The 13,645-nt window shown below is 58.7% G+C and carries 12 protein-coding genes; 10 read left to right on the forward strand and 2 right to left on the reverse strand.

Annotation, left to right across the window (positions count from 1 at the left end; genetic code table 11):
• Window positions 1–17 precede the first annotated feature (17 nt).
• The 3 genes from K0F75_RS08990 (at window position 18) to K0F75_RS09000 (ending at window position 3,897) form a co-directional block, all read left to right on the forward strand.
• Window positions 18–1,307: a M18 family aminopeptidase gene (locus K0F75_RS08990; protein ID WP_219061523.1), complete on the forward strand. Its 1,290-nt coding sequence runs from the start codon at window positions 18–20 to the stop codon at window positions 1,305–1,307.
• Window positions 1,308–1,411: 104 nt separating this feature from the next.
• Window positions 1,412–1,576, forward strand: coding sequence for a hypothetical protein (locus K0F75_RS08995; protein ID WP_219061524.1), 165 nt, complete (start codon window positions 1,412–1,414; stop codon window positions 1,574–1,576).
• 137 nt (window positions 1,577–1,713) lie between these two features.
• Entirely contained in the window at window positions 1,714–3,897 is a 2,184-nt protein-coding gene (locus tag K0F75_RS09000) for a mechanosensitive ion channel domain-containing protein (protein WP_219061525.1), read from the forward strand.
• Between the two features lie 36 nt (window positions 3,898–3,933).
• Here the strand turns inward: K0F75_RS09000 and K0F75_RS09005 are convergent, their stop codons facing one another.
• Entirely contained in the window at window positions 3,934–4,650 is a 717-nt protein-coding gene (locus K0F75_RS09005) for a UTRA domain-containing protein (protein WP_219061526.1), read from the reverse strand.
• Window positions 4,651–5,014: 364 nt separating this feature from the next.
• On the opposite strand from K0F75_RS09005, the gene K0F75_RS09010 reads away from it, so the two are divergent.
• From K0F75_RS09010 to K0F75_RS09035, 6 genes are all read left to right on the forward strand, one after another.
• Window positions 5,015–6,082 carry an ABC transporter substrate-binding protein gene (locus K0F75_RS09010; protein ID WP_219061527.1) on the forward strand — a complete coding sequence of 356 codons (1,068 nt, stop codon included), beginning with the start codon at window positions 5,015–5,017 and terminating at the stop codon, window positions 6,080–6,082.
• A gap of 166 nt (window positions 6,083–6,248) precedes the next feature.
• Complete coding sequence (locus K0F75_RS09015) at window positions 6,249–7,055, forward strand: alkaline phosphatase family protein (protein WP_219061528.1); 807 nt, start codon at window positions 6,249–6,251, stop codon at window positions 7,053–7,055.
• Complete coding sequence (locus K0F75_RS09020; protein WP_219061529.1) at window positions 7,034–7,897, forward strand: ABC transporter permease subunit; 864 nt, start codon at window positions 7,034–7,036, stop codon at window positions 7,895–7,897. Before K0F75_RS09015 ends, K0F75_RS09020 begins: the two co-directional genes overlap by 22 nt.
• Complete coding sequence (locus K0F75_RS09025; protein ID WP_219061530.1) at window positions 7,884–8,684, forward strand: ABC transporter permease; 801 nt, start codon at window positions 7,884–7,886, stop codon at window positions 8,682–8,684. The genes K0F75_RS09020 and K0F75_RS09025 overlap by 14 nt, the downstream gene beginning before the upstream one ends.
• Window positions 8,681–9,670: an ABC transporter ATP-binding protein gene (locus tag K0F75_RS09030; protein ID WP_219061531.1), complete on the forward strand. Its 990-nt coding sequence runs from the start codon at window positions 8,681–8,683 to the stop codon at window positions 9,668–9,670. Before K0F75_RS09025 ends, K0F75_RS09030 begins: the two co-directional genes overlap by 4 nt.
• Window positions 9,671–9,695: 25 nt before the next feature.
• Window positions 9,696–10,349, forward strand: a complete 654-nt coding sequence (locus K0F75_RS09035) for an HAD family phosphatase (RefSeq protein WP_219061532.1) — start codon at window positions 9,696–9,698, stop codon at window positions 10,347–10,349.
• A gap of 58 nt (window positions 10,350–10,407) precedes the next feature.
• On the opposite strand, the gene K0F75_RS09040 is transcribed toward K0F75_RS09035, so the two are convergent.
• Window positions 10,408–11,370 carry a zinc-binding dehydrogenase gene (locus K0F75_RS09040; RefSeq protein WP_219061533.1) on the reverse strand — a complete coding sequence of 321 codons (963 nt, stop codon included), beginning with the start codon at window positions 11,368–11,370 and terminating at the stop codon, window positions 10,408–10,410.
• A gap of 139 nt (window positions 11,371–11,509) precedes the next feature.
• Between K0F75_RS09040 and K0F75_RS09045 the strand changes: the two genes are divergently transcribed.
• Complete coding sequence (locus K0F75_RS09045) at window positions 11,510–13,588, forward strand: carboxy terminal-processing peptidase (RefSeq protein WP_219061534.1); 2,079 nt, start codon at window positions 11,510–11,512, stop codon at window positions 13,586–13,588.
• Window positions 13,589–13,645 lie beyond the last annotated feature (57 nt).

The raw sequence follows: 13,645 nt of genomic DNA on the forward strand, positions 1-13,645 counted from the left end.
CTGTCTGGAGTAACCTAATGCGCGAAGAGTTGAACCAAGGCCTGATCGATTTCCTCAAGGCCTCCCCCACCCCCTTTCATGCCACCGCCAGCCTTGTTCAACGCCTGGAAGCGGCGGGTTATCTACGTTTGGATGAACGCGAAACATGGGCCACCGAGGCTGGCGGGCGCTATTACGTTACCCGCAATGATTCGTCGATTGTCGCCTTCAAGCTGGGCCGCCTATCGCCCTTGAACGGCGGCATCCGCCTGGTCGGTGCCCATACCGATAGCCCGTGCCTGCGGGTCAAGCCGCAGCCCGAGCTACAACGCCAGGGTTTCTGGCAGCTGGGTGTCGAGGTCTACGGCGGGGCACTGCTAGCGCCGTGGTTCGACCGTGATTTATCGTTGGCCGGGCGCGTGACCTTCCGCCGTGATGGCAAGGTTGAAAGCCAGCTGATCGATTTCAAACTGCCCATCGCCGTGATCCCGAATCTGGCGATCCACTTGAACCGCACGGCCAATGAAGGCTGGGCGATCAACGCCCAGAACGAGTTACCGCCCATTCTGGCGCAGGTGGCAGGCGATGAGCGTGTAGATTTCCGCGCCCTGCTGACCGATCAATTGGCCCGCGAACACGGCTTGAATGCTGATGTGGTGCTCGACTACGAGCTGAGCTTTTACGACACTCAAAGTGCTGCGATCGTCGGCCTGCACGGTGATTTCATCGCCGGCGCACGCCTGGATAACCTGCTGTCGTGCTTTGCCGGCGTACAAGCCCTGCTCACCGCCGAAACCGACGAAACCTGCCTGCTGATCTGCACTGATCACGAAGAAGTTGGCTCCAGCTCCGCGTGTGGTGCAGACGGTCCGATGCTGGAACAAATTCTTCAACGCCTGCTGCCTGAAGGCGATGACTATGTGCGCACCATTCAAAAATCGTTGTTGATCTCGGCCGACAACGCCCACGGCGTCCACCCGAACTACGCTGACAAGCACGACGCCAATCACGGTCCGAAACTCAACGCCGGCCCGGTGATCAAGGTCAACAGTAACCAGCGCTACGCGACCAACAGCGAAACCGCCGGTTTCTTCCGCCATCTGTGCATGGCCGAAGAAGTCCCGGTACAAAGTTTTGTGGTACGCAGCGACATGGCCTGTGGCTCGACCACCGGCCCGATCACAGCCAGCCACCTGGGTGTGCGCACCGTCGATATCGGCCTGCCTACCTTCGCCATGCACTCGATCCGCGAGCTGGCAGGCAGCCAGGATCTGGCGCATTTGGTGAAAGTGCTTACCGCGTTCTACGCCAGCCACGAACTGCCTTGATCCGGCAAATCGTCTTCGCGGGCTGGCCTGCGAAGACGATCACTTGGTCCGTCTGCAAAAACCCACCTAGACTGAGACTATCGAACCAGACAGGTGCAGTGCTCATGGATCCGTTCCACTCGATGCTAATACCGATAGTCGCCGGCATGCTCATGCTGTGTGTGGGCTTCTCTTATCAGGAGCGCGGTGTCGGTGTGCTCTTGCTGTGGCTGGGCATGGTCTGCATCCTCGGGACGGTGGTTTACAAACTCCTCGACAAACTGGTGTAAGCCGCGAGGCGTGTGGCGTGCATAGCCACAAGCCGTCTATACAATGCGCTCGCCAAGCCTAAGCGTCACTCGTACACTCGCCAGTCATTGCCTGATGACACCGGGCGTTTTTGTGTTGATTTGAGGTTCACCGCCCAGTGCCTGTTTTTGTCCGCCTGTTCGCTCTCCCGCGCCTGTTTCTGATCTGTCTGCTGGCCTTGATACCCATTGGTGCGGCTCAAGCCCTAAGCCTGCCCGGGGCGCTGGGTGGCTCGCAGAAAGGCCAGCCGCAAGCTCAGGAACCTCTTAGACAATCGCTCGATGAAGTGATCAAGACGCTGGAAAACGATCAACAGCGCACCAAACTCCTCGACGACCTGAAAAAACTCCGCGACACCACCAAAAAAGCTCAACCAACCGCCGAAGAAGGCGTGCTTGGGCTAATCGGAAGCACCCTGTCCGGTTTCGAGAAGCAGTTCAGCGGTGATGACAGCCCGATTCAACGGTGGTCCGACGAGCTGAGCCTGGCGCAGGAAGAGCTGCGGGGGCTGATGCTGCCCGCCAATCAGTGGCTGCCGGTCATCTTCGGTTTCGCCTTGGTCATACTGCTCTGGAGCCTGCTGGCTGCCGCGCTGATCTGGCTCAGCCATCGGGTGCGCCTGCGCTTTGGTCTGCCTGAAGAGCTGCCACAACACCCTCGCACCTGGGACATGCTGCGCTTTGCCCTGCGCAAACTGGGGCCGTGGCTGGTGGCTCTGGTGATCACGGTGTACTTGAGCTATTCCCTGCCCTCTTCGCTGGGCAAGGATTTGGCCATGGTGCTGGCATATGCCTTGGTAGTCGGCACGCTGTTCTCGGCCATTTGCGTAATTGCCTTTTCCGTTGTCGACGGCCCTCATCGCCGCCGAGCCCTGTATATTCTGCGTCATCAGGCGTTTCGCCCGCTGTGGCTGATCGGCAGTTTTGCCGCCTTCGGCCAAGCGTTGAGCGACCCGCGCCTGATCGCCAGTCTGGGCGAGCACCTGGCACACACCGCCGCAACCCTGGCCAACGTGCTGGCTGCGATCTCCACGGGGCTGTTCATCCTGCGATTCCGCCGCCCCATCGGCCACTTGATCCGCAACCAGCCGCTGTCCCGTCGCCTGACCCGTCGCGCCTTGAGCGACAGCCTCTATATCCTGGGTTCGTTCTGGTATGTACCGGCATTGATGCTGGTGGCGGTGTCACTGTTCGCCACGTTCTTCTCTGCTGGCGATACCAGTACTGCGCTGCGTCAGGCCTTGATCTGCGCGGTATTGCTGGTGCTGTGCATGGTCATCAATGGCCTGGTGCGCCGTCATGCGCAACGGCCGTACCATGGGCAAAAACGTCACGCGCTGTATTCGGACAGACTGAGAAACTTCTTCTATACCCTGGCGCATCTGCTGGTCTGGTTGCTGTTCATCGAGCTCGGCCTTCGCGTGTGGGGCTTGTCGCTGATTCGTTTCGCCGAGGGTGACGGCCACGAAGTCAGCGTCAAGCTGTTCAGCCTGGGCGCGACATTGCTGTTCGCCTGGCTGGTATGGATCCTCAGTGACACCGCCGTGCATCATGCCTTGACCCGGTCACGCAAAGGCCTGGCCAATGCCAGGGCGCAAACCATGATGCCGCTGATCCGCAATGTCCTGTTCGTGGCGATTTTCATCATCGCCCTGATCGTCGCACTGGCGAACATGGGCATGAACGTGACTCCTCTGCTGGCCGGTGCCGGGGTTATCGGCCTGGCCATCGGTTTCGGCGCGCAGTCATTGGTGGCGGATCTGATCACCGGCCTGTTCATCATCATCGAGGACTCATTGGCCATCGACGACTACGTGGATGTCGGCGGGCATTTGGGTACGGTCGAGGGTTTGACCATCCGCACGGTGCGCTTGAGGGACATCGATGGCATCGTCCACACCATTCCGTTCAGCGAGATCAAAAGCATCCAGAACTACTCGCGGGAATTCGGCTATGCGATTTTCCGGATTGCGATTCCGTTCAGCATGAACATCGACGACGCGATCAAACTGGTTCGTGAGGTCGGGCATAAAATGCACAGCGACCCGTTGGAGCGGCGCAACATATGGTCGCCGCTGGAGATTCAGGGGGTCGAAAGTTTCGAATCCGGCAGCGCAGTCCTGCGGGCGCGCTTCAAGACTGCGCCGATCAAACAGTGGGAAGTCTCGCGCGCCTTCAACTTGTCGCTTAAACGCCATCTGGATGAAGCCGGACTCGATTTGGCAACCCCACGCTTAAGCGTGCAGGTGAGCACCGGCGGCGGTAGCGTGATTGGCGTTGGAGCGGTCAAGGAAAGGCAATGATCGCTACCAGGCAAGGCGTGACGACATAATCGCGCCCTACCCCGGCACCACCGCGCTCACATGAATCGCATCATGGCGCCAATACTCAAGGTCGCAGTCGATCAAACGGCCTTGCTGATCATAGTTGACCCGGGCAATGCGCAGGCCCGGGCTGCCAACAGACACTTTCAATGCTGCTGCCGCCTCGACCTGCAAGGCCGTCGGCACCATCTCGAAACGCACCTGGCCATACCGCAAGCCGTAACGGCTGGCGTATAACTCGGTCAGCGACTGGCTCAAATCGACATCAAGTATCTGGGGAAAGAACTCCGGGTTGAGGTAGTGCTCAACGTACAACACCAGTCGTTGATCAATGCGCCGCGCGCGACATATCTGGATCACGCTGGACAACGCTGGCAGCTGCAACCAGGCACATACCGCCGCCGACGCAGGCTGCAGACGCGCTGAAATCACCTCCGTCGAAGGCACTCGTCCCTGGGCACTGACCATGGCGTGAAAATGGCTGCGGCGCATCAAGTCGTAAGCCAGGCGCGGCGGCGAGATAAACCAGCCTCGTCGCTCCTCGCGATAAACCAGCCCCTGGGCCTCCAGCTGCAACAGCGCTTCACGCACGGTGATCCGCGTGGTGCCGAACAACTCGCTGAGTTTGCGCTCGGCGGGCAGCTTGCTACTGGCCGGCAACAAGCCATGCTCAATCTGTTCCTGCAAGGCCAGACCGATGGCTGTCACCGCCTTTGGTGCATCTTCGCGCATCAACGTTACCTATCTGGACTAGTCCAGCGCTGTTTATGAGCAGGACCGAGCATGAATATCGCTCCTGTGAGTATCGGTCAGCCTAGACAAAGCACATGACTGATCAATGACAAAGCTGCTGAGCCGCGGCCTGAGACGGTTGTTCCAGATTAACAAAAACGATGAATATCAATATTTTAGCCATGGTCTACGCTTACCTGGCACTGACCTGCCTTAGCTGATGGATACCCTTGCAGGAGTGATGCCGACATCAAAGTGTCATTCAGCAGGCTTAAATTGGCTCAGGTATTGCTGACCTAGACCAACCCAACCGCACTAACGTCGATAAAAACGTAGCGTTGAAAACGCCCAAAAGGAGCTTCGGATGAAACATCTTTTCCTGGCATCACTGTTAGGTTCGACCATTGCCCTGTGCACAGCAGCCATGGCTGCTGATACCGACTTGAAAACCCTGGAGGCCGCGGCTAAAGCGGAAGGTGCGGTCAACAGCGTCGGCATGCCCGATAACTGGGCCAACTGGAAAGGCACCTGGGACGACCTGCTGAAAAACTACGGCCTCACCCATATCGACACCGACATGAGTTCGGCCCAGGAAGTCGCTAAATTCGCTGCGGAGAAAGACAACGCAAGCGCGGACATCGGCGATGTGGGTGCAGCCTTCGGTCCTATCGCGGTAAAACAGGGCGTGACCCAGCCGTACAAGCCAAGCACCTGGGCTCAAATCCCGGATTGGGCGAAAGACAAAGACGGTAACTGGGCACTGGCCTATACCGGCACCATCGCGTTCATCATCAACAAGAAATTGCTCCATGGCTCCGACGCCCCCAAAACCTGGGCTGACCTGGAGAAAGGCAAGTACAAGGTCTCCATCGGTGACGTGAGCACCGCCGCCCAGGCCGCCAACGGCGTGCTGGCTGCTGCCATTTCCAAAGGTGGCGATGAAAAGAATATTGAACCGGCACTGTTGATGTTCGCTGAAATCGCCAAGCAGGGGCGCCTGTCGCTGTCCAACCCGACAATCGCCACAATGGAAAAAGGCGAAATCGAAGTGGGCGTGGTCTGGGACTTCAACGGCCTGAGCTACCGCGACAAGATGGTCAATCCTGACGATTATGAAGTGCTGATCCCCTCCGATGGCTCGGTGATTTCCGGCTATACCACCATCATCAACAAATACGCCAAACACCCGAACGCCGCCAAACTGGCGCGCGAATACATCTTCAGCGATGCCGGCCAGACCAACCTGGCGCGGGGCAATGCCCGTCCGATTCGTGCTGAGCACCTCACGCTGCCGGCAGAAGTACAAGCCAAGCTGCTGCCTAACGAGCAGTACAAACACGTGAAGCCGATTGCCGACGCAGATGCCTGGGAAAAAACCTCGAAAAGCCTGCCGAAAAAGTGGAACGAGCAAGTCATCATTGAAATGAAATAAGACGTCTGTTCGCAGGCAGGCCCGCCTCCACACGTGTAGGCGCGCTTGCCCGCGATGGCGGTTTGTCAGACGCAGAAGCGTCCTACGGCCCTTATCGCGGGCAAGCGCGCGCCTACAGACAGCTGCATTCATGCGCCAATACACCCGCGAACCCGGAGCCTTGCCCATGAAACACAACGTCATCCTGGTCGTGCTCGATGGTCTTAACTACCAAGTCGCCCGACATGCCATGGGACACCTTCAGGCATACGCAGGTGCAGAACGCGCCGCCCTGTACAGACTGGAATGCGAGCTACCGTCGCTGTCCCGACCGCTGTACGAGTGCATCCTTACCGGCGTGAAACCGATCGACAGCGGCATCGTGCACAACAACGTCTCACGCCTGTCGAATCAGCGCAGTGTGTTCCACTATGCCACCGACGCCGGCCTCAGCACTGCCGCCGCGGCTTATCACTGGGTCAGCGAACTGTATAACCGCTCACCGTTCGTTGCCGCTCGCGACCGCCACACTGACGACACACACCTGCCTATCCAGTACGGGCACTTCTACTACGCCGATCACTATCCGGATTCACACCTGTTCGCCGATGCCGAAAGCCTGCGCCTGCGCCACGCGCCGAACTTCATGCTGGTACACCCTATGAACATTGACGACGCCGGGCACAAGCACGGCCTCGATACCCCGCAATACCGCAACAGTGCGCGCGCTGCCGACATCATCCTCGCCGACTACCTGCAAGGCTGGCTAGACGCCGGCTACCAGGTGCTGGTGACCGCTGATCACGGCATGAACAACGACCGCTCGCACAATGGCCTGCTCCCGGAAGAACGCGAAGTCCCCCTGTTCGTGCTCGGCGATGCCTTCAGTTTCGATAGCAATGCCCAACCGAAACAGACTGATCTGTGTGGCACGGTCTGCGAACTGCTCGGCGTCCCTCATGACAAGCCTGTATGCAGGGGGTTGTTGAAGTGAACTCAATCACCCGAGGCAAATGGCTGGCGGCCCTGTGCCTGGTGCCCTTCGCCGTGTTTTTCATCGTGTTCCAGATTGCCCCGCTGGCCTGGGTCGTTATCCACAGCCTGCAATCGGAAGACAACGGCTGGGGCCTGGCCAATTTCACTGAAGTGTTCAGCTCCAGGTTCTACTTGCAAGCGATCCAGCACAGCCTGGAGATCAGCTTCTGGTCCAGCGTGTTCGGGATCATCATTGCTGTGCTCGGCAGTTACTCGCTGCGCCGGGTCGACTCGCGACTGCGTAACTTCGTCAACGCCTTCGCCAACATGACCAGCAACTTCGCGGGTGTGCCGCTGGCCTTCGCCTTCATCATCCTGCTGGGGTTCAACGGCAGTATCACAATCATGCTCAAGCAAGCCGGGATCATTGAGGACTTCAACCTGTATTCCAAAACCGGGCTGATCATCCTCTATACCTACTTCCAGATTCCATTGGGTGTGCTGCTGCTCTACCCGGCCTTCGACGCGCTGCGCGAAGACTGGCGCGAATCCGCGGCCTTGCTCGGGGCCGACAGCTGGCAGTTCTGGCGGTATATCGGCCTGCCCGTGCTGACCCCGGCGCTGATCGGTACTTTCGTGATTCTGCTGGCCAATGCCCTCGGCGCATACGCCACCGTGTACGCCCTGACCACAGGCAACTTCAACGTGCTGCCCATCCGTATTGCCGCCATGGTTTCAGGCGACATCAGCCTCGATCCGAATATGGCCAGCGCCCTGGCCGTAGTGCTGGTGGGCCTGATGACCCTGGTGACCCTCGTGCATCAGTGGCTTTTGAAGAGGAGTTACCATGTCTCGCGCTGAACCGGGCTCCGCCGTCCTCTACCACCGCGTCGTGGTGTACCTGCTGTTCATCATTCTGTTGCTGCCCTTGGCAGGGACACTGATTTACTCGATTGCCACCAGCTGGTCGGCAACTATTCTGCCCAGCGGCTTTACCGTCAAATGGTATGTCGAACTGTGGAGCGACCCGCGTTTCCTCCATGCATTCGGCCAGTCGCTGCTGGTATGTGTCGGCTCCCTGGTGCTGTCAGTGGTCCTGATCCTGCCGCTGCTGTTCGTCGTGCATTACCACTTCCCCAAGCTTGATGCGCTGATGAATATCCTGATCCTGCTGCCCTTCGCCGTGCCTCCCGTGGTGTCCTCCGTTGGCCTGTTGCAGCTCTATGGGTCCGGGCCTTTTGCGATGGTTGGCACGCCGTGGATTCTGATCGGCTGCTACTTCACCGTGGCGCTGCCGTTTATGTACCGGGCGATTACCAACAACCTGCAAGCGATTAACCTGCGCGACCTGATGGACGCCGCGCAACTGCTCGGTGCCAGCACCTGGCAGGCTGCGTTCCTGGTGGTGCTGCCAAACTTGCGCAAAGGTCTGATGGTCGCGTTGTTGCTGTCGTTCTCCTTCCTGTTCGGTGAGTTCGTGTTCGCCAACATCCTGGTCGGTACGCGCTACGAAACCCTGCAGGTCTACCTGAACAACATGCGCAACAGCAGCGGTCACTTCACCAGTGCGCTGGTGGTTTCCTACTTCTTCTTTGTGCTGGTGCTGACCTGGGCGGCCAATCTAATGAACAAGGACAAAAGCCAATGAGCTTCGTCAGCGTCGATCACCTGCAAAAGAGCTACGCCGGCACCGCCGTGTTCAGCGACATCAACTGCGACATCAAGAAAGGCGAGTTCGTGACCCTGCTCGGCCCTTCCGGGTGCGGCAAATCCACCCTGTTGCGCTGTATCGCCGGCCTGACGGCGGTTGATGGCGGCAAGATCCTGCTCGACGGCCAGGACATTGTCCCGCTCAGCCCGCAGAAGCGCGGCATCGGCATGGTGTTTCAGAGCTATGCGCTGTTCCCCAACATGACCGTCGAGCAAAACATCGCATTCGGTCTGCGCATGCAAAAAGTCAACGCCGACGACAGCCGCACGCGAATCGCCGAAGTACTGAAACTGGTCGAACTGAACGACTTCGCCGCACGCTACCCGCACCAACTGTCCGGCGGCCAGTGCCAACGGGTTGCGCTGGCGCGTTCACTGGTGACCCGACCACGCCTGCTGCTGCTCGATGAGCCGCTGTCGGCGCTGGATGCACGGATTCGTAAACACCTGCGCGAACAAATTCGTCAAATCCAGCGTGAATTGGGACTGACGACGATTTTCGTGACCCACGATCAGGAAGAAGCGCTGACCATGTCAGACCGGATTTTCCTGATGAACCAGGGCAGGATCGTGCAAAGTGGCGATGCTGAAACGCTGTACACCGCACCGATCGACGTGTTTGCCGCCGGTTTTATCGGCAACTACAACCTGCTCGACGCCGACAGCGCCAGCCGCCTGCTGCAACGGCCGATCAACAGCCGCCTCGCGATTCGCCCGGAAGCCATCGAGCTGAGCCTGACCGGCGACCTGGACGGCGAAGTGCGCAGCCACAGCCTGTTGGGCAACGTGATCCGTTACCGGATCGAAGCGCGCGGTGTGGAATTGGTAGTGGACGTGCTTAATCGCTCGGCTGCGGATCTGCACCCCAATGGCCAACGAGTGGCCTTGGCTATCGATCCGTCGGCGCTGTGTGAAGTAGCCTAGCCAAAATATTCAGAGGACAGCAGTAATGGCTTTAGCGATTTTTGATTTGGACGAAACCTTGATCCACGGCGACTGTGCCAGCTTGTGGAGCGAACAAATGGGTCGACTCGGCTGGGTGGACGCTGAGTCGTTCATGCGCCGTAACGATGAGCTGATGGCCGCGTACAGCGCAGGCGAACTGGCGATGGAGGAGTACATGACCTTCAGCCTGGAGCCCATGGCCGGGCGCACGCCGGAAGAGGTCGCGCATCTGGTAGGCCCTTGGGTCGAAGACGTGATCGAGCCGATCATCTTCAGCGAGGCCTGCCGGGCCATCGCCGCCCATCGAGCGGCCGGTGACCGGATTTTAGTGATCTCGGCGTCAGGCACGCACCTGGTCAAACCCATCGCCGAACGGCTGGGCATTGACGAAATACTGGGGATCGAACTGGAGGTCAAACATGGCGTCTACAGCGGTGCAACATTGGGCGTACTGACCTACCGCGAAGGCAAGGTCACGCGCTTGCTGGAGTGGCTGCAAAACGAAGGCGAGACGCTGGAAGGCGCCAGTTTCTACTCGGACTCACGCAACGACATGGCGCTGCTGCTCAAGGTCCAATACCCCCGTGTCGTCAACCCGGACCCTGTACTGCGCGAGCATGCAGAAAAGGCCGGCTGGCCAATTCATAGCTGGAAGTGATAGCTGAGTAAGCGGCCTGGCAGGCAGGCCGCTTAAGCGAATGACTTCACACCCTGTATCAGACCAGACTTTCGTCGATCACCAACACCAGTTTGCCTGACACCTGATTGGTCGCCAGCTCGGCGAAGGCCGCTTCGGCGTCTTTGATCGGGAACGTCCTGGCCAGTTGCGGCTTGAGGCGTCCCTCGACAAACAACGGCCACACATGCTGACTCAGGTCACTGAGCAAATCCGCTTTGAATTGGTCATCACGGCTACGCAGGGTCGAACCCAGTATCTGCACACGTTTGACCAGCACTTGCGCCAGGTCCAGTTGCGCTTCGCGCCCGCCCATCAGACCGATCAATACCAATCGCCCATCAAGGTTCAGCACTTTGATGTTCAAGGCCGCGTAGTTGGCGCCCACCGGATCGAGAATGACGTCGAACGGACCGAGGTCTTTCAAGCTTTCCAGGTTGTCACTGCGCACGACCCCGCCCTGGGCACCCAGCGCTTCGCAATACGCCAGACGCTCGGCAGAGCCGACGCTCACCCAGACCGGGTTGCCGAATGCCTTGCAAAGCTGAATGCCCGCTGAACCAACACCACTTGCCCCGGCGTGCAGCAATACCTTTTCACCCGGCTTCAATGCAGCCAGTTGAAACAGATTCAGCCACGCAGTCGCATACACCTCGGGGATACCCGCCGCTTCCGGCAACGACATGCCCTCGGGAACCGGCAGCACATGCCGTCCGTCGACTACGACCTCTTCAGCCATGCCACCGCCTGCGAGCAGCGCGCAGACTCTGTCCCCCACGTGCCAGGACGAACCCGAGCCGACTTCGCTGATCACCCCGGAGCACTCCATCCCGAGGGTTTTACTGGCTCCCGGCGGTGGCGGATACAGCCCGGCCCGCTGCAATAGATCCGCGCGATTGAGACCCGCCGCAGCGATCCGAATGCGAACTTGCCCTACATCACATGTCAGGTCGGGTTGTTCTACCCATTCCACATGTCCGTCAACGCCTTGCAATGCCTTCACAGTGCCTCCATAGTAAGTCTGGACTGAGCCGGTGCTATAGACGCACGGGCTTTTTGCATTATGCGACCGGATCCGACGGAACCGGCGACTTCAAAGACGGCCTAATATGCGTTATCAATTGTCCCCGCGTCGAATCAGCATGAAGCATCTTTTCCCCAGCACCGCGCTTGCCTTTTTCATTGGCCTCAGCGTGTTGCCGCTGTCCGCCAATACGTTCGCAGCCAATAGCTGGGATAACCTTCAGCCAGATCGCGAAGAGGTCATTGCCAGTCTTAACGTTGTAGAGTTGCTCAAAAGGCATCACTACAGCAAGCCGCCGCTGGACGATAAGCGTTCGGTCATCATCTACGAGAGCTATCTGAAGCTGCTGGATCCGTCCCGTAGCTACTTCATGGCCGGTGATATTACCGAATTCGACAAATGGCGCACGCAGTTCGACGACTTTCTCAAGAGCGGCGACCTGAATCCCGGCTTCACCATCTACAAGCGCTATCTGGATCGCGTCAAATCGCGCCTGAATTTTGCCTTGGCGGAACTGGACAAGGGCGTCGGCAAGTTCGATTTCACCACCCAGGAAACCTTGCTCGTAGAACGCAAGGATGCCCCGTGGGCCAAAAATACTGCCGAGCTGGACGATCTGTGGCGCAAACGCGTCAAGGATGAAGTCCTGCGGTTGAGGATTGCCGGCAAGGAACCCAAAGCGATTCAAGAGCTGCTGACCAAGCGCTACAAGAATCAGCTGTCGCGTCTGGAGCAGACCCGCAGCGAAGATGTGTTCCAGGCCTACATCAATACCTTCGCCATGTCTTACGATCCGCACACCAACTACCTGTCGCCCGACAGCGCGGAAAACTTCGACATCAACATGAGCCTGTCGCTGGAAGGCATCGGCGCCGTGTTGCAGAGCGATAACGACAACGTCAAGATCGTGCGCCTGGTTCCGGCTGGCCCTGCCGCCAAAACCAAGCAAGTCGCCCCGGCGGACAAGATAATCGGCGTTGCCCAGGCCGACAAAGAGATGGTCGACGTGATCGGCTGGCGTCTGGACGAAGTGGTCAAACTGATTCGCGGGCCTAAAGGCTCGGTCGTGCGCCTGGAAGTGATTCCAGCCAGCAATGCACCGAATGACCAGACCAGCAAAATCGTCGCGATCACCCGCGAAGCGGTCAAGCTTGAAGAACAGGCGGCGAAGAAGTCGATCCTCAACCTCAAGCAGGATGGCCACGACTACAAACTCGGCGTCATCGAAATTCCGGCGTTCTATCTGGACTTCAAGGCCTATCGTGCTGGCGATCCGGAATACAAGAGCACCACGCGTGACGTGAAAAAACTGCTGACTGAACTGCAAGCCGACAAAGTCGATGGCGTGGTCATCGACCTGCGTAACAACGGCGGCGGCTCGTTGCAGGAAGCCACGGAATTGACCAGCCTGTTCATCGACAAGGGCCCTACCGTGCTGGTTCGCAACAGCGACGGCAAGGTCGATGTCCTTGAAGACGAAGCCAAAGGCGCGTTCTACAAAGGCCCGATGGCGTTGCTGGTCAACCGTCTGTCTGCCTCGGCCTCGGAGATTTTCGCCGGCGCCATGCAGGACTATCACCGCGCATTGATCATCGGCGGCCAGACCTTCGGTAAAGGCACCGTGCAGACCATTCAGCCGCTCAACCATGGCGAACTGAAACTGACGCTGGCCAAGTTCTACCGGGTTTCCGGCCAGAGCACCCAGCACCAGGGTGTACTGCCAGACATCGCGTACCCGTCGATCATCGACACCAAGGAAATCGGCGAGAGCGCCCTGCCCGAGGCCATGTCGTACGACACCATCAGACCGGCCATCAAGCCTGTTGTCGATCCGTTCAAACCGTTCCTTGCACAACTCAAGTCGCGGCACGATGAGCGCTCGTCCAAGGACCCTGAGTTCATCTTCATCGAGAACCGTCTGGACCTGGCGCAGAAGCTGATGGCAGAGAAGACGGTTAGCCTCAACGAAGCTGAACGTCGCGCTCAACACGCCGACATCGAAGGCAAGCAGTTGGTTCTGGAAAACACCCGCCGCAAGGCCAAAGGTGAAGAGCCACTCAAAGAGCTGAAGAAAGAGGATGAAGACGCGCTGCCGGTAGAAGACAAGACCAAACCCGAGGATGACGCCTACCTGGCCGAAACCGGGCGCATCCTGCTCGACTACCTGAGTTTGAACGCCGCTATCGCAAAGAAGTAAAAAGACAGGATGGATGATCGTAAAATGCTGGCCATTTAGTTCTCTCTAGTGGCGTTC

This window comes from Pseudomonas sp. UMAB-08 (assembly GCF_900095225.1).
GTDB lineage: Bacteria > Pseudomonadota > Gammaproteobacteria > Pseudomonadales > Pseudomonadaceae > Aquipseudomonas.